This is a genomic window from Escherichia sp. TW09308 (assembly GCF_000208565.1).
Lineage (GTDB): Bacteria > Pseudomonadota > Gammaproteobacteria > Enterobacterales > Enterobacteriaceae > Escherichia > Escherichia marmotae.
In genome coordinates, this window is the sequence record NZ_AEME01000001.1 from 874,585 (window position 1) to 891,851 (window position 17,267).

Sequence of the window (17,267 nt, forward strand, 5' to 3'; positions counted from 1 at the left end):
ATCCTTACGCTTTGTAGCTTAATTCTTCGATGGTGTGGAAATGGTTGGTATAGATGCAAATGTCGCCTGCAATATCCAACGCCTTTTCAGCAATTTCACGGGCGCTAAGTTCAGTGTTTTCTAACAGCGCGCGCGCCGCCGCCTGGGCGTAAGGGCCGCCGGAACCGATAGCAATAAGATCGTTTTCTGGCTGCACAACGTCACCGTTACCGGTGATGATAAGCGATGCAGTTTCGTCCGCGACCGCCAGCAGTGCTTCAAGTTTGCGCAACATGCGATCGGTACGCCAGTCTTTTGCCAGTTCAACGGCAGCTTTAACCAGATGGCCCTGATGCATTTCCAGCTTACGTTCAAACAGTTCGAACAGCGTAAAAGCATCCGCAGTACCGCCCGCAAAGCCCGCGATGACTTTGTCGTTGTACAGACGGCGGACCTTTTTCACGTTGCCTTTCATTACGGTATTGCCCAACGTGGCCTGGCCATCACCAGCGATGACCACATGGCCGTTACGGCGTACGCTTACTATAGTTGTCACGAGCTGACCCCTTGGTTACGAATACAGAGTACAAACCCCGTACAAAAGTACGGGGCATAATGCAATTATAGATGGGGGAGATTTTGAGGGTTTCAACCCCCGGTGGCGAGCCGAATACAGTTTGTGTGACCCGCCATCTTCAAACGATTGAGGGTGTTGTCTGCGTTTTCTTTGCCTTTCACCGGGCCAATGACCACACGATTCCAGCCATTGTTGGTGGTAATTTTCGAGTCAAAACCTTCGAACGCCAGTTGAGCACGCACCGTCTCTGCCTGTTCCGCGCCTCTGAACGAACCGCACTGTACCATCCAGCGGCGCTCATCTTTTTTCTCTGCCGTCGGTTTTGGCGCGTCTGCGGCACGAGCAACGGGCGCAGCCTGCTGTGGTTTCGGCTGTGCAGCAGTATGCGCAGGCGTTTGCAGCAGATCCTGGTACGGTTGCTGAGTGGACGCAGGTTTAGACTGCCGCGGCTGAGACTGTACTGGCGCGGCTTGCGCAGTACGTGTCTGTTGCTGCCAGCTTTGTTCTGTCGCACGTGGCTGCTGGGCCAGACGTTGCTGTTCTGCTAACTGCTGCGCCTGACGCTGGCGTTGTAGCGTTTGCTGGCGCTGTTCCGGCGTCTGCTCATTCCACGGAACTTCAATTAGCTGCGTTGGCTGCTGGCGCATATCGGCCTGCATTTGCTCAAGAAGCTGGCGCTGTTCCGGTGTCAGTTGTTCCGGCGTTTTCACTTCACCACCGGCAGAAGGTTCTGTTGGCGCACGCACACCAGGCTGGCGACTTTCCAGCTCTTTTATGTAACGCCAGCGTTCTTCCGGTTTCGGAGGTAGTCCATTTCCGGTCACTTTCTGGCTTTGCAGCGTCTCGGACTCTTCTTTCTTGTGATGCGTAATGAAGTACAGACCACCGATAAAGGTCACAAGAACGGCGGCAGCAATAGCGACCATTGCGGGAGAAACCGCAGGCAGATTTCGTTGCTTTTTCCGTGAGGTGCTCTTTTTTCGCCGCGAAGGTGCCGGTTGGCTGCGGCGTACATAATCTCGTTGTGCCACTATCGTTTCGCTGTATTTATTCGTTCGTCAGCCCGCCATGTTACTTAAGCGGCGGGCCTTTGACCAGTCACGGAAGTCTTAAAGGTTTACTTTAAGTCAATGTGCGCGTCGATCCCCGGATAATAAGCTCGCAGTCCATTAAACGTGAGCCACTGCCGACCGTTTGCCCTTGCATTTGATCAAGCAATAACAGCATAGCTTCCCGACCGATTTCGTAACGCGGCTGCGCAATGGTTGTCAGCGGCGGATCACAGAATTGCGTCAGGTCGATGTTATCAAAACCGATGATGGAAAGGTCGTCAGGGATTTTCAGCCCCTGACGTTTGGCCTGTGAAAGTGCGCCGAGCGCCATCACATCGCTATGACAGAAGACGGCAGTAGGCGGCTGCGGAAGGTCGAGCAACTGTTGCATGGCCTTACTTCCGGCTTCGAAGGTGAAATCGCCTCGGGCGATATATTGCGGATCAACCATAATTCCGCAGCGACGCAGCGCCTGAACGTAGCCTTGCAGGCGATAGTGACACAGCGGCATCTCTTCTGGACCAGCAATACAGCCAATCCGTTTATGTCCCTGTTCATACAGGTAATTTACCGCATCGAATGCCGCGGTCAGGTTGTCGATATGAACCGTCGGCAGCTCCAGCTCCGGCGCAAATTCGTTCGCCATCACCATAGGCGGCAGATTACGTTGCTCCTCTATGCTGGCATCAAACGGCAGCCTTGAACCCAGCAGCAACATGCCATCAATTTGCTTGGTGATGATTAAATCGATAAAGGTTTTTTCCTGCTGATTTTGATGTGCGCAGTCACCAATCAGCACCAGATATCCGTGACTTGCCGCCGTAATTTCGATACCGCGAATAATTTCGCTAAAGAAGGGATCACAGATATCCGGGACAATTACCAGAACTGTACGGGACTCATTACGCTTAACGTTACGTCCCATTGGCTGTGGTAAATAACCCACTTCCCGAGCGGCTTTTTCAACCCGATTACGAGTGGCCAGGGAGACTTTATCGGGATTCATCAATGCTCGGGAAACGGTCGCTGTAGAGACTTTTGCTTTCAGGGCAACGTCTTTCATGGTTGCGGCAGTTTCCTGCTTCTTCTTCGCTTTCACACTCACTCCTCGCCTGGCACGTCAGGCGTACTACATCCATGTTTACTTCATATCGGCAACATTTTTAGCAGATAGTGCGTGAAAACGGTTACAGAATTTTCATGAAAAGTGTGATGAATATTTAATTTTTCGATCCGCCTCGCATCGTGAGCGGTTTAGCCTTCAATGGGATCGACATCCAGCACCCATTTCACTTTTCGTGAATCCGGTATTGTGTTGATAAGCGCCAGAGTGCCATTAATGATGTGCTGCAAGCGCACGCGGGAAGGGTGTTGCAACAAGATCTGCCAGCGCCAGCGACCGCCTCGTTTGGGTGCCAGTGCCGGAACCGGGCCGAGAACCCACAGTTTGTCATCCGCCAGCGGACTGGAGAGGATCAGATTGCGCAACTGCTGCAGGAACAGCGGTGCGTGCTGATTATTATGATCTTCTGCGCGCACAATCACATGGCTGGTCCACGGTGGCAGTTGCATCATTCGCCGTTCGGCCAGCGCCTGTTCGGCAAAGGCGTCGTAGCCTTTATAGAGCAACGTTTGCAACAGAGGATGTTCCGGATGGTGTGTTTGCAGCACCACCTCACCCTGTTTACCTGCACGCCCCGCACGACCAGCGACCTGAGTGTAAAGCTGGGCAAAACGTTCTGCTGAGCGAAAATCGGCAGAAAATAGCGCGCCATCGACGTCCAGTAACGCCACAAGCGTGACATCCGGAAAGTGGTGACCTTTCGCCAGCATTTGCGTACCAATCAAAATCCTCGCGCCACCGCGATGCACTTCCGCCAGTTGCTGCTCCAGCGCGCCTTTACGGCTGGTGGTGTCGCGGTCGATACGTGAAATGGCTACACCAGGGAACATCGGCGCAAGCGTCTGTTCAAGTTGCTCAGTGCCCAGCCCCACCGGCATCAGGTGCGTAGAGCCGCAGGACGGACACTGGCGCGGCACCGGGCGCTGGCTATCGCAATGGTGGCAGCGCAGATGTTGCTGTGCCTGATGCAGCGTGTAGTAGTGATCGCAACGTGGGCATTCGGCAATCCAGCCGCAGTCGTGGCACAGCAGCGCAGGCGCAAAACCACGGCGATTAAGAAAGAGAATAACCTGGTTGTCGGCCTGTAAATGCTGGCGCATACGACTGATTAACGCTGGAGCCAGCCCCGCCTGCACCTTCTGACCTTTTAAATCCAGCACGTGTTGAATTGCCGGACGCGCATTACCCGCCCGACGTGTCAGGCGCAGCAGGCGATATTTTTTCTGTTGCACGTTGCATAGCGTTTCCAATGCAGGCGTTGCCGAACCGAGAATGATCGGGATTTGCTCGCTGTGCGCGCGATATACCGCCAGGTCGCGGGCATGATAGCGCCAGCCTTCCTGCTGCTTGTAGGAACTGTCATGCTCTTCGTCGATGACAATCACGCCGAGATTTTTAAATGGCGTAAACAGTGCGGAACGCGTACCAATCACAATCGCTGCTTCGCCATTTTTCGCTTTCAGCCACGCCGAAAGGCGTTCGCTGTCGTTCAGACCAGAATGCAGAACTTCCACGGGGGCGTTAAATCGTTCACGAAAACGGGCGATAGTTTGCGGTGTCAGGCCGATTTCCGGCACCATTACCAGCGCCTGCTTGCCCTGGCTGAGAACGTTTTCCAGCACGCTTAAATAGACTTCCGTTTTACCGGAACCGGTGACGCCCGCCAGCAGCCAGGCAGAAAAAGAATCGGCCGCGCTATGAATTGCGCCAACGGCGGTGGCTTGTTCAGTATTCAGCCGCAGACGTTCGCCAGAAACGGCATAGCCCGTTCGCCAGTCGCTAAATTCTGGCGTTTCGCTTGCCAGTTCACACAAACCTTTTTTGCGCAGCGCCTGTAGTGCGGCATCATTAAATTCGAGAGTGGCGACCTGGTCGCGCCAGATTTTCCCTTGCCGCAATGCTGCCAGCGCTTGCTGCTGTTTTGGCGAACGTTTCAGGCTGTTGATATCCACCGCCTGGCCCTGCTCGGTGGCAAACCAGTACCACATTGGCGTGTTCGCCGCAGGTCGCCCCTGGCGCAGTAAAATCGGCAAGGCATGAAATAACACATCGCCAATCGGATGATGATAGTAATCCGCCGCCCATAGCAGTAATCGCCAGACGGAGTGAGTAAACACCGGCTCACTGTCCAGCACTTCTCCCACCGCTTTCAGTTCGTTGAGTGGCAACTCGCTAACGTCGCTAACCGACACCACAATCCCGATGCGTTCTTGCTGTTTGCCAAACGGCACGCGCACGCGACACCCGGCTTTAACCGTCATGCCTTCAGGCAGCAGATAGTCAAAGGTACGAGGAAGCGGAACGGGCAAGGCAACGTGGGCAACGGGCATAGCATCATCCTGACTTGAAATTCGGTGGAACAGTATACACATTGCCGTAGAGGAGTGCGGATCAGTTTGCATACGCTGGTTAATTTCTGTATGATTCGGCGCCTTTGATACGAAATGATCGTATTGAAACTATACTTTAAACATCGCGTGGTGTCTGGCGTTAGGGCTGGAAGAGCGACGCGGCCTTAAACCGAGGTTTTCCCATGAAAAAAGATATTCACCCGAAATACGAAGAAATTACTGCTAGCTGCTCTTGCGGTAACGTAATGAAAATCCGCTCCACCGTTGGTCATGACCTGAACCTCGACGTGTGCAGCAAGTGCCACCCGTTCTTCACTGGCAAACAGCGTGATGTTGCTACCGGTGGCCGTGTTGATCGCTTCAACAAGCGTTTCAGCATCCCGGGCAGCAAATAAGACCGGATTTCCGAAAAAAGCGCCGCACGGCGCTTTTTTTGTGTCTGAAAACTTTCATCAGCAACATAACTCATTGAGTTTGTGTTTTTTTATCTTTCCTTTCATCGCGAAAATCCATTTTATCGATACCGTATTTTTTCATGCGCAAATACAGCTTTTTTCTGGGTATCTGAAAGTAATCTGCAACGTCGTTTATACGACCCTGGTGGAAGTTGAGAGCATCAATAATTATTTGTCTTTCATAACTTTCTACTCGTTCATCCAGCGGTGCTGGATCAGTCTCCATCATCTGCAAATTGACCGAATCGTCCAGCATTAAAACACCTACTGCAACCAGTTCTGCTGCATTCACCAATTCAATGATATTACCCGGCCAGGCACGCGCCATCAGCCGTTTATAAAACGTTTTTCCCAGCAACGGCTGTTGGCGATTTAATCGTTTACAGGTGAGTGTCAGATAATGGTGAAAAATAGGTTCAATATCCCCCGGTCGTTGGCTTAGTGGTGGGCATTCAATGTGGGTGAGTGAAAAAAGAAAATACAATGCGGGAATGATTTTCTGTGCGGCGGCCAGTTCAGCCAGAGGGCTTTGATTAACAACCATCAGACGAAACGATCGATCCTGTGGGCGTTCCTGGAGTTGAATCAAGAGACGCTGATTTTCTTGTGTTAAATGTTCAAGTTCTTTTAATAACAGCGTGCCACCTTCTGCCTCTTTCACCCATTCTTCCAACGGTTGCTGACTATTAGCGCTGAGTGTGCGTTCAATTAAAGGTCTTTCTTTGCGAGAACTAAATTGATGAAGATAATGAGCAGCTAATGTTCTCCCTGTACCCGGTTCGCCGTAAAAACAGACGGGAAGATCGGTTTCTGCCAGTGTTTCAAGTTGTTGGCGTGTCTGGCGGATCCAGCCGCTGTTACCGATTAAGTGTCGATTAAACTGAGTGTGTCGCCATTTTTTTTGTTCCAGATAAGCTTCACGCTCTGCCAGTGCTTTTTCGATAAGTGATAGAAATTGTTCCGGATTGACCGGTTTTTGCAGGAAATCCCACGCTCCCTTTTTTACCGCTTCAACGGCCATAGGAACATCGCCATGACCGGTGATCATCAGAATAGGAAGATTAGGGTCGATCAGCGTTATTTTTTCCAGCAGCGTAATGCCTGAAATATCTGGCATGCAAACGTCGCACACAACGATGCCTTCCCAGGTATTTTGCAGCAATTGTAGGGCCTCTGAAGGGTTGCTACAGGTACATACTACATAACCCTCTTGCTGTAAGAGAGCGCTGTAGGCTTGCAGAACATCATTATCGTCATCAATTAACAGTATTGTTGGGTGAGTGTCTGTCATGCTTAAAGCTTCCTGAAACGTAGAATAACCAGCGCATGGTGGTCGAGAGTAGACGCGATATGTAACTCTCCCTGGCACTGACGCATAATAGAATGACTAATCGAAAGGCCAATACCCAAACCTACAGCTTTGTCAGTGGTAAAAGGTGTTAATAGTCGATCAGCCAGAAGCACAGGCCAGCCTTTTCCATTGTCAGCAATATATAGCGTTACAGTGGTGGCTTCTTCTTCAAAGTTAATGGTTATTGTGGGCGGTTCTTCCAGACAGGCTTCCAGGGCATTGGTAAATAAATTAACTAAAACTTGTTGAATTAAAACATCATCGCCATACACAGCAGGGAAATGATCCGGGTAGTGAAGAGAGGCTTTCAGTGGTCGATGTTTCAATGCCAGAAGTTCCCAGGATGAATAAATTACCTGCTGTAAATTGATTGCGCCGCCAGCTAATTCACTATCACGACGGCGGGCGAAGTTGCGCAGTCGTTTAACGATGTTATCCATGCGTTCGACCAGCGATCGCATAGTGACGATATAATTTTTTACCAAACCAACGTCTTGTTGTTCTAAAGCGCGGTTGGCACTGAACAGATACATAGATAATGCATTAAGTGGTTGATTAATTTCATGTGCCAGTGTTGTCATTGTCTGCCCGACTACGGCCAGTTTTGCGGTTTGGATCAATTCACTTTGTGCAGTACGAAGGTTTTTTTCAGTCGCTATTCGATCGCATATTTCCTGCTCCAGTTGACGTTGTTGTTGATTAATTTGTTCAATGGTCTGGCGGAGCAGGTTGGCAATTCTCCCAAGTTCATCGTTGCCGGAGACAGGGATATCAGCATCGAGTTCACCATTGCTTAACTTGACGACGGCATCATTCAGTAACTGAAATCGGCGGATCATTCTGGGACGAATGTAGAGGTAATTTACCAGAATGACGAACAGCAAGGCGGTAACCATAGCCGACAAAATCAGTAGCCCGCTGATTTGCATTATTTTTTCCAATCGTAGATTGAATGTTTGTAGTTGTTGATGGCTATTTCCTAATTGAGTTTCTAATTGGTTGCGTATTTGCGTAAATACACGCTCTTTATCCCCGATAGTACTCATGAGGGTCTGTTGAGCTTGCTGCCAGGCAGCGAGGGTTCCGGGCAGATAATTTTGTTGAGTACCAAGCTCCCACAAGGAATAAACCGTCTGATGTAATGTGATGGTACTGGAATAAGACGATAACGATCTCACATTTTCGTCAATGCTGTGCTTCAAAAAATTCAGGTATTGAATATGTTGTTTTAACGAATCTATATCTCCACTATGTGTGTTAAGCATCTCCTTCAGTGTGCTGACGATCTGGGTTTCTATATGTGAAAGTTCGAAAACAAGTTGTAATTCTTTTTGAATAGTTTGTTGAGCATTTTGCAAATCCTGATTTTCGTGCAGATCTTTTCGTTGGCTGAGTTGATTGAGCAATGACGATTGTTGCCAACTTAAATCCTGAGTCAGAGAGTTAAGCTCATTATTGAAATCATCATGTAACCAGTTAACTCTTGAGGATATAACGTCGAGTTTTCCTTTTTCTTGATTGTTGTTATTCACCGCGCTATCGAGCTTGCTAAGCAATCTGTGACTACTGGCAACCTGTTGGTTAAGCGCATTTTGATGTACTGAATCAAGATGGGGATTAATGGCCTTAATTTTTTGCAGCCGTTGTTCAATTTGTTCTCTCACCTGAAGACGATTAACGGTATTGGTTGTCTGTTGTAGCTCATTGAATTCATTTACCAATGCGGTAAGGTTTTCTTCAAAAAGAAATGAAGCCTGAATCCGCGGGAAATAATCATCAAGCGCGTAGCGAACCTGAGAATTTTGTTCATACCACGAATAGAGGCTAACTACGCTAACGAATAGCGTAAGAACGGCACTAAAAACAAAGGCGAGGCGTAAGCTCGTCCCTATAGTATGTAGTTGTTTCACTTTAATGACTCGAGTTGCATGTTCACTAATTGCTGTTGATGCAGGAAAAACTGCTGCCATGCCATGATCTGAGCTTCACGAAAGCCTGATTGCAGTTCGAATTGCTGCAGATACATGGAATTAATAGCCTGTTGTGGGGTAACAGGAACGGCTGTTAATAATGCGCGCACATCTGGCAATTTACGCTTAAGCCGATGTTCTGCGGCATATAATGATTTCCAGGTGTTTTGAAGTTCGGTAAGGCGAAAAGTAATCGCATTATCAAATAACAATTGCACGAGCTTTTGGCGTTGCATAATCAACGGATAATCAAGGGAAGGAGAGGAAAATAATCGTAGTTGTTGCTCCGCGAGAGGAGTGCCGGAGGGCAGTGGGTATACCGGATATTTTCCTGAGTCAGAATCGCTCAATGCTTGTTGTCCTTCCGGGCTCAATAAGAAATTAATAAAACGACCCGCCTCCTGTGAATGTTCACTGCCGTTTGTGATAGCAATAAACATAGGTGCTGCGCGAGAGTTTGGGAAATAACTGAAACGTAAGGTTGAATTATTAAGCAGTACGTTAGCGTAATTGTCGATTATCGGACCAGCGTCTCCCAACCCTGTGCTGATCTTATTTGCTACACCGAAACTACGTGATGAAATGGTCGCGAGATTGCCGCCTATTTTCAGTAGTGTGCTCCAGCCGTTATTCCATCCTTGTTGTTGCAGGAGATCTTCAATCATCAGATGAGTGGTATCTGAACGCGAAGGGCTACTCATTAATAAGGTTCCTTGATAACGTGACCTGCTTAATTCCTTCCATGAAGTAGGTACTGGCTCATTTTTATCTTCCAGATGCGCTACATTGATCAGGATGCCATAGCCCGATACTGCAACTGCAACGGTGGTTGACCGAATAGAGTCGGGGACTAACTTTCTGCTTGTTTCTATCTGATTATTAAATGGCTGGAGCAGGTTTTTACTTTGTAACCGCTGTAGCAACATGGGGGATGAACTCAATACCAGATCAATATTTTCACCCAATGGATTTTCAAGCAGGCGCTCAATGGATGCACTGGTTCGGTTGAGCGTTCGGATTTGGGTTGCCAGGGGTTGCTTTTGCCATTGACTGATAATGTGCTCTGTCGCTTCCGAAGAAAGCGTTGTAGCAATCACCAGCTCTTGTGCTGAGGTGACGTTGACGCATAAAAGCCAACAGATTAGTGTTCGTTGTATAATACGAATCATGTCAAAAATCCTATTAACGAGAGAAAAACTCTTACGCTGTAATTCATATCATTATCCGTTCGCTAATATACTCAATGAACAGCAAGACACTTGTGTCAGTATCGGAAATTATCATTAATTTGGATGTAGTCAGCGTCACTATATCCGGAAGCGTTTGTTAAAAAAAGATCAATATTGCACCTCTGAACACGTGTATCTTGCGGAAATAGCGGTTGTTATGGGTATGCTCGGTAATTAATTTCCACACTTGCGCTATCGGATTCAGGTTATGACCGGATTCTATTGTTTCTTTGCGCCAGCCTTCATGCGCCGGAAGAATGGCTTTAATTCGAGCGCAAATGTGCTTGTCATGAAGGATATCATGAAAATGTTTAAGTCCTCCTTGTTGTTGAGCGGTGATGAAAACTTTCATGTTGCGCAGCATGATCCTCCGATAGGGTAAAATCAAGTATCTTCAATGATCACGTGTATAGATACAAAATATGTGACTGACATCAAAAACTGAAAAAATTAATAAAAGGAATTATTTTTATATTGGGGCTGTTGTAACCCGTTAAGACTTAAATAAGAGCCGAATTCTATTTTGGGATGTGAAAATGGGAAAGAAATGGAACATGATATTTGTATTTTTGAGTCAATTTTGACTCATTTGCCTTGTATTGTAACTTAAACTCTCTTGCTTCACTATCTTCAAAACCAATGAAGCAAGGGCTTTTGAAATACTCATCAGAGAGTAGCAACTAGCATTGCTGTTTAAAATAACTCTATGAACTGGAAGGTGATGTATGCTTTCTCTATTGAAACCTCAAGTGGCAACACATAAGGTTCCTGAAAGTGAAATAAAGAATACCTATAATCGTTATCGTATGCAGGCGCTATTTAGCGTGTTTATCGGTTATCTTTCGTATTATATTGTCAGGAATAACTTTGTTCTCTCCACACCTTATTTAAAACAAGATCTTAATCTGTCTGCGACTCAAATAGGGCTACTTAGCAGTTGTATGCTAATCGCCTATGGTATTAGTAAAGGGGTAATGAGTAGCCTGGCAGACAAAGCTAATCCTAAAGTCTATATGGCTGTGGGTTTAGTTCTTTGCGCCCTCGTTAACGTGGCGCTTGGTTTTAGTTTTGCTTTTTGGATGTTTGCGGGACTTGTCATTCTGAATGGCCTCTTTCAAGGGATGGGCGTTGGCCCTTCGTTTATTACAATAGCCAACTGGTTCCCTCGTAAAGAACGGGGCATCGTCGGTGCGGTCTGGAATATTTCGCACAATGTGGGGGGCGGTATTGTTGCTCCGATTGTTGGTGGTGCATTTGCCGTATTGGGTACTGAACACTGGAAAATAGCAACGTATGTTGTTCCAGCGATTGTATCAGTTGTCATTGCTATAGTCGTGCTGATGACAGGTAAAGGTTCTCCCGTAAGTGAAGGTTTACCACCATTAAGCGAAATTGTTCCGGACGACGTCAGCATTAAAGCAAAAGATGATCGTGCGCCAGAAGATATGACTGCCTGGCAAATTTTTTGTACCTATGTGCTAAAAAACAAGAATGCATGGTTCGTCTCTTTCGTTGATGTTTTTGTCTATATGGTGCGTTTCGGAATTATCAGTTGGTTGCCCATTTACCTGTTAAGCGTGAAACATTTTACGAAGACTGAAATGAGCACGGCATTTTTAATTTTTGAATGGGCGGCTATTCCAACGACGTTATTTGCTGGCTGGTTGAGTGATAAATTATTTCATGGTCGCCGTATGCCACCCGCGATTATCAGTATGGTATTGATTTTCTTCTGCCTGCTGGGCTACTGGAAAAGCGACTCACTGCTCTCTATTACCATTTTTGCTGCTTGCGTAGGCTGCCTTATCTATGTTCCGCAGTTCCTGGCTTCTGTGCAGACAATGGAAATTGTCCCCAGTTTTGCCGTGGGTTCCGCAGTCGGTTTGCGTGGTTTTATGAGTTATATTCTTGGCGCAACGCTTGGTACAAGTTTATTTGGTGTTATGGTCGATCAGGTAGGTTGGGATGGCGGTTTTTATCTTCTGCTTGCTGGTGTTATCTGTTGCATTATTTTCTGTACGCTAACGCACTTTGGCGCGGTCGCTATGGAACGACAGCGTCAAAATGACGTGGCTGCGTTTTCGCAAGAGCTTCAGACCAATAAAAATTAGATTTTGGGGGCCAGTCACGAGGTGATTGGCCCATTACCAGGAAAACAGCGGCCATTCTTTAGCGACGGTAGTGAGTTGTGGCGCATCGAAAACGGCCTGTGGTGAAACCACCGTTTCTTCAAGCGGGATATTTTTGCCGTAGCGTTCTTTGAGCTTCGCCTGGACCAGCGGGTTGCTAAGATCGAACTCTTTCAGTTTTTGCTGCTCGCCCACGCTCATTCCCAGCGCGTTCTGATACACCTTCCACACCACTTCTGAACAATACTGGCGATCGTCGCTCCACGAGAAGCTGAAGTCATATGGTTGACCAAGATAACGTTTTGTCGCTTGCGCCAGTTTTTGCTGTTGTTCGGTATTCAGCCCGCCTTCAACACGGCGCACAATGTATTTGCCCTTTTCACCGTGGGCGATCCACTGCTTCAGCGGGGTGTATTTCACCAGGCCGACGGCTTCAAAGACGTAGGGCTTTTTATTGCGTATCACCAGCATACCGGTATGGCTGTAATCGGAATGGGTCGCCAGTTGGATCGCTTTACTTTGCGATGAGCGAGAGATCTGAAAGATGATGTCGCCGGTTTGTGGCTGCCAGGCAAAGGCTGGCGCAGAAACCAGCAGGCTGGGGATGAGTAGCCTGATTTTCATCGTTAAACGTCCATGTATAAAAAGGCGGTGGGTTAGATCTGAGCCGCTGACAACGTGCTCGTTGTTTATGCCGGATGCGGCGTGAACGCCTTATCCGGCCTACAAGTTCGTGCAAATTCAATAGATTGCAATATGACGTAGGCCTGATAAGCGTAGCGCATCAGGCGATTTTGCCTTTGGCAGCACTCCCCACGCCGCTCTTTTCCGCTTTAGTATTCCCACGTCTCCGGGTTAATTCCCATCTCACGCATGATCTCTTTTGCCGCTTCCGGGATTTCGTCGCTGCGCTCTTTACGCAGATCGGCATCATCCGGCAGCGGTTGCCCGGTAAAGGCATGCAGAAACGCTTCACACAGCAGTTCGCTGTTGGTAGCGTGACGCAGGTTATTCACCTGACGACGCGTGCGCTCATCGGTGAGGATTTTTAACACCTTAAGAGGAATGGAAACCGTAATCTTTTTGACTTGTTCACTCTTCTTGCCGTGCTCAGCGTATGGGCTGATATATTCGCCGCTCCATTCAGCCATGAGATACTTAATCCTCTTCGTCAATAAATTGAGACCAGACCGTACAATTAATAAGGTTACTGGTCATAAACCCGCATAGTTTACCGTACAGGCGCTACCGTGACATCGTGTAATGCGCCTGTCAGCGTGATAATGCATGTAATTTTAACGGCAATTTCTGATTTGCTCAATCTATACGCAAAGAAGTTTAGATGTCCAGATGTATTGACGTCCATTAACACAATGTTTACTCTGGTGCCTGTCTTTTCACCGACTCAGCCCAGGGAACTTCATCACATGACGCGTAAACAGGCCACCATCGCAGTGCGTAGCGGGTTAAATGACGACGAACAGTATGGTTGCGTTGTCCCACCGATCCATCTTTCCAGCACCTATAATTTTACCGGATTTAATGAACCGCGTGCGCATGATTACTCGCGTCGCGGCAACCCGACGCGCGATGTCGTGCAGCGTGCGCTGGCAGAACTGGAAGGTGGCGCTGGCGCGGTGCTTACTAATACCGGCATGTCAGCCATCCATCTGGTGACTACCGTCTTTTTGAAGCCGGGCGATCTGTTGGTTGCGCCGCACGATTGTTACGGCGGCAGCTATCGTCTGTTCGACAGTCTGGCGAAGCGTGGTTGTTATCGCGTGCTGTTTGTTGATCAAAGTGATGAGCAGGCATTACAAGCGGCACTGGCAGAAAAGCCCAAACTGGTGTTGGTAGAAAGCCCCAGTAATCCATTGTTACGCGTCGTGGATATTGCGAAAATCTGCCATCTGGCAAGGGAAGTTGGGGCGGTGAGCGTGGTGGATAACACCTTCTTAAGCCCGGCATTACAAAATCCGCTGGCATTGGGTGCCGATCTGGTGTTGCATTCATGTACGAAATATCTGAATGGCCACTCTGACGTAGTGGCTGGCGTGGTGATTGCTAAAGATCCGGATGTGGTCACCGAACTGGCCTGGTGGGCAAACAATATTGGCGTGACGGGTGGTGCGTTTGACAGTTATTTGTTGCTGCGTGGTCTGCGAACTCTGGTTCCGCGTATGGACCTGGCTCAGCGCAACGCGCAGGCGATTGTGAAATATCTGCAAACCCAACCGCTGGTGAAAAAACTTTATCATCCGTCGCTGCCGGAAAATCAGGGGCATGAAATTGCCGTGCGTCAGCAAAAAGGCTTTGGCGCAATGTTGAGTTTTGAACTGGATGGTGATGAGCAGACGCTGCGTCGCTTCCTGGGCGGGCTGTCGTTATTTACGCTGGCGGAATCATTAGGGGGAGTGGAAAGTTTAATCTCTCACGCCGCAACCATGACACACGCAGGCATGGCACCAGAAGCGCGTGCTGCCGCCGGGATCTCCGAGACGCTGTTGCGTATCTCCACCGGTATTGAAGATGGCGAAGATTTAATTGCCGACCTGGAAAATGGCTTCCGGGCTGCAAACAAGGGGTAAAAATGAGTGTGATTGCGCAGGCAGGGGCGAAAGGTCGTCAACTGCATAAATTTGGTGGCAGTAGTCTGGCTGATGTGAAGTGTTATTTGCGTGTTGCGGGCATTATGGCGGAGTACTCTCAGCCCGACGATATGATGGTGGTTTCCGCCGCGGGTAGCACCACTAACCAGTTGATTAACTGGTTGAAACTAAGCCAGACCGATCGTCTCTCTGCGCATCAGGTTCAACAAACGCTACGTCGTTATCAGTGCGATCTGATTAGCGGCCTGTTACCCGCCGAAGAAGCCGATAGCCTCATCAGCGCCTTTGTCAGCGATCTGGAACGTCTGGCGGCGCAGCTCGACAGCGGTATCACCGACGCAGTATATGCGGAAGTGGTAGGCCACGGTGAAGTATGGTCGGCGCGTTTGATGTCCGCGGTGCTTAACCAACAAGGACTGCCTGCGGCCTGGCTCGATGCCCGTGAATTTTTACGCGCTGAACGCGCCGCACAACCGCAGGTTGATGAAGGCCTGTCTTATCCGTTGCTGCAACAATTGCTGGTGCAGCATCCGGGCAAACGTCTGGTTGTGACCGGGTTTATCAGCCGTAACAACGCCGGTGAAACGGTACTGCTGGGGCGTAACGGTTCCGACTATTCCGCCACCCAAATCGGTGCGCTGGCGGGTGTTTCCCGCGTAACTATCTGGAGCGATGTCGCCGGGGTATACAGCGCCGACCCGCGCAAAGTGAAAGATGCCTGTCTGCTGCCATTGCTGCGTCTTGATGAAGCCAGCGAACTGGCGCGTCTGGCAGCCCCTGTTCTCCACGCCCGTACCTTACAGCCCGTTTCTGGTAGCGAAATCGACCTGCAACTGCGCTGTAGCTATACGCCGGATCAAGGTTCTACGCGTATTGAACGTGTACTGGCTTCCGGCACTGGTGCGCGAATTGTCACCAGCCACGACGATGTCTGTTTGATTGAGTTTCAGGTGCCAACCCGCCAGGATTTCAAACTGGCACATAAAGAAATCGACCAGATTTTGAAACGTGCTCAGGTGCGTCCGCTGGCAGTTGGCGTGCATAACGATCGCCAGTTGCTGCAATTTTGCTATACCTCCGAAGTGGCTGATAGCGCCCTGAAAATTCTCGATGAAGCAGGATTGCCAGGCGAACTGCGTCTGCGTCAGGGGCTGGCGTTGGTAGCGATGGTAGGCGCAGGTGTCACCCGTAACCCACTGCATTGCCACCGTTTCTGGCAGCAACTGAAAGGTCAGCCGGTCGAATTTACCTGGCAGTCGGATGACGGTATCAGTCTGGTGGCAGTACTACGCACCGGCCCGACCGAAAGCCTTATTCAGGGACTGCATCAGTCCGTCTTCCGCGCGGAAAAACGCATCGGCCTGGTCCTGTTCGGTAAGGGCAATATCGGTTCGCGTTGGCTGGAACTGTTCTCTCGTGAGCAAAGTACGCTCTCGGCGCGTACCGGATTTGAGTTTGTGCTGGCAGGCGTGGTGGACAGCCGCCGCAGCCTGTTGAGCTATGATGGCCTGGACGCCAGCCGCGCGTTAGCCTTCTTCAATGATGAAGCCGTCGAGCAGGATGAAGAGTCGCTGTTTCTGTGGATGCGCGCCCATCCGTATGATGATTTAGTGGTGCTGGACGTTACCGCCAGTCAGCAGCTTGCTGACCAGTATCTCGATTTCGCCAGTCACGGTTTCCACGTTATCAGCGCCAACAAACTGGCGGGAGCCAGCGACAGCAACAAATATCGCCAGATCCACGACGCTTTCGAAAAGACCGGACGTCACTGGTTGTATAACGCCACCGTCGGCGCGGGCTTGCCGATCAACCACACTGTGCGCGATCTGATCGACAGCGGCGACACTATTTTGTCGATCAGCGGGATCTTCTCCGGCACGCTCTCCTGGCTGTTCCTGCAATTCGACGGCAGCGTGCCGTTTACCGAACTGGTGGATCAGGCGTGGCAACAGGGCTTAACCGAGCCTGACCCGCGTGATGACCTTTCCGGTAAAGACGTGATGCGCAAACTGGTGATTCTGGCGCGTGAAGCGGGTTACAACATTGAACCGGACCAGGTGCGCGTGGAGTCGCTGGTGCCAGCACATTGTGAAGGCGGCAGCATCGACCACTTCTTTGAAAACGGCGATGAACTGAATGAGCAGATGGTGCAACGACTGGAAGCCGCCCGCGAAATGGGGCTGGTGCTGCGCTACGTGGCGCGTTTCGATGCCAATGGCAAAGCGCGTGTTGGTGTAGAAGCGGTGCGTGAAGACCATCCGCTGGCATCACTGCTGCCGTGCGATAACGTCTTTGCCATCGAAAGCCGCTGGTATCGCGATAACCCGCTGGTGATCCGTGGGCCAGGCGCAGGGCGCGACGTCACCGCCGGGGCGATTCAGTCAGATATTAACCGCCTGGCGCAGTTGTTGTAATTTCAGGAATCTAATAATGCCTGGTACA

Annotated in this window: 14 protein-coding genes; 4 read left to right on the forward strand and 10 right to left on the reverse strand. The window is 49.6% G+C overall.

Annotated elements, in window-relative coordinates:
• Positions 1-4: 4 nt before the first annotated feature.
• The 4 genes from hslV to priA all read right to left on the reverse strand — a co-directional run bounded on the left by hslV (position 5) and on the right by priA (position 5,061).
• Entirely contained in the window at positions 5-535 is a 531-nt protein-coding gene (gene hslV / locus ESM_RS0104410; protein ID WP_000208242.1) for an ATP-dependent protease subunit HslV, read from the reverse strand.
• A 92-nt stretch (positions 536-627) separates the two neighbouring features.
• Positions 628-1,587, reverse strand: a complete 960-nt coding sequence (gene ftsN / locus ESM_RS0104415) for a cell division protein FtsN (RefSeq protein ID WP_000068823.1) — start codon at positions 1,585-1,587, stop codon at positions 628-630.
• 91 nt (positions 1,588-1,678) lie between these two features.
• On the reverse strand, positions 1,679-2,671 hold the full coding sequence (gene cytR / locus ESM_RS0104420) for a DNA-binding transcriptional regulator CytR (protein ID WP_194245949.1): 993 nt from the start codon (positions 2,669-2,671) through the stop codon (positions 1,679-1,681).
• Positions 2,672-2,862: 191 nt separating this feature from the next.
• On the reverse strand, positions 2,863-5,061 hold the full coding sequence (gene priA, locus ESM_RS0104425; RefSeq protein ID WP_001517517.1) for a primosomal protein N': 2,199 nt from the start codon (positions 5,059-5,061) through the stop codon (positions 2,863-2,865).
• A gap of 203 nt (positions 5,062-5,264) precedes the next feature.
• Between priA and rpmE the strand changes: the two genes are divergently transcribed.
• Positions 5,265-5,477 carry a 50S ribosomal protein L31 gene (gene rpmE / locus ESM_RS0104430; protein ID WP_000710770.1) on the forward strand — a complete coding sequence of 71 codons (213 nt, stop codon included), beginning with the start codon at positions 5,265-5,267 and terminating at the stop codon, positions 5,475-5,477.
• A 70-nt stretch (positions 5,478-5,547) separates the two neighbouring features.
• Here the strand turns inward: rpmE and pgtA are convergent, their stop codons facing one another.
• The 4 genes from pgtA to ESM_RS0104450 all read right to left on the reverse strand — a co-directional run bounded on the left by pgtA (position 5,548) and on the right by ESM_RS0104450 (position 10,451).
• Positions 5,548-6,828, reverse strand: coding sequence for a two-component system response regulator PgtA (pgtA, locus tag ESM_RS0104435; protein ID WP_000132598.1), 1,281 nt, complete (start codon positions 6,826-6,828; stop codon positions 5,548-5,550).
• 2 nt (positions 6,829-6,830) lie between these two features.
• Entirely contained in the window at positions 6,831-8,858 is a 2,028-nt protein-coding gene (locus tag ESM_RS0104440; protein WP_194314693.1) for an ATP-binding protein, read from the reverse strand.
• A complete protein-coding gene (locus ESM_RS0104445) occupies positions 8,795-10,027 on the reverse strand; it encodes an ABC transporter substrate-binding protein (RefSeq protein WP_010376577.1) in 1,233 nt (410 codons plus the stop codon). Before ESM_RS0104445 ends, ESM_RS0104440 begins: the two co-directional genes overlap by 64 nt.
• 157 nt (positions 10,028-10,184) lie before the next feature.
• The gene (locus tag ESM_RS0104450) at positions 10,185-10,451 is read right to left on the reverse strand and encodes a hypothetical protein (protein ID WP_000945736.1); all 267 of its coding nucleotides are present in this window, start codon (positions 10,449-10,451) and stop codon (positions 10,185-10,187) included.
• 361 nt (positions 10,452-10,812) lie between these two features.
• On the opposite strand from ESM_RS0104450, the gene pgtP reads away from it, so the two are divergent.
• Positions 10,813-12,198: a phosphoglycerate transporter PgtP gene (pgtP, locus tag ESM_RS0104455; RefSeq protein WP_000949936.1), complete on the forward strand. Its 1,386-nt coding sequence runs from the start codon at positions 10,813-10,815 to the stop codon at positions 12,196-12,198.
• Between the two features lie 33 nt (positions 12,199-12,231).
• Here pgtP and ESM_RS0104460 read toward each other — a convergent pair whose 3' ends face one another.
• Together ESM_RS0104460 and metJ are read right to left on the reverse strand one after the other, a co-directional pair.
• Positions 12,232-12,840, reverse strand: a complete 609-nt coding sequence (locus tag ESM_RS0104460; protein WP_000702320.1) for a YiiX family permuted papain-like enzyme — start codon at positions 12,838-12,840, stop codon at positions 12,232-12,234.
• A gap of 209 nt (positions 12,841-13,049) precedes the next feature.
• Complete coding sequence (gene metJ / locus ESM_RS0104465; protein WP_000852812.1) at positions 13,050-13,367, reverse strand: met regulon transcriptional regulator MetJ; 318 nt, start codon at positions 13,365-13,367, stop codon at positions 13,050-13,052.
• A gap of 276 nt (positions 13,368-13,643) precedes the next feature.
• Between metJ and metB the strand changes: the two genes are divergently transcribed.
• Together metB and metL are read left to right on the forward strand one after the other, a co-directional pair.
• On the forward strand, positions 13,644-14,804 hold the full coding sequence (metB, locus tag ESM_RS0104470; RefSeq protein ID WP_010376580.1) for a cystathionine gamma-synthase: 1,161 nt from the start codon (positions 13,644-13,646) through the stop codon (positions 14,802-14,804).
• A gap of 2 nt (positions 14,805-14,806) precedes the next feature.
• Positions 14,807-17,239 carry a bifunctional aspartate kinase/homoserine dehydrogenase II gene (metL, locus tag ESM_RS0104475; protein WP_000110800.1) on the forward strand — a complete coding sequence of 811 codons (2,433 nt, stop codon included), beginning with the start codon at positions 14,807-14,809 and terminating at the stop codon, positions 17,237-17,239.
• Positions 17,240-17,267 lie beyond the last annotated feature (28 nt).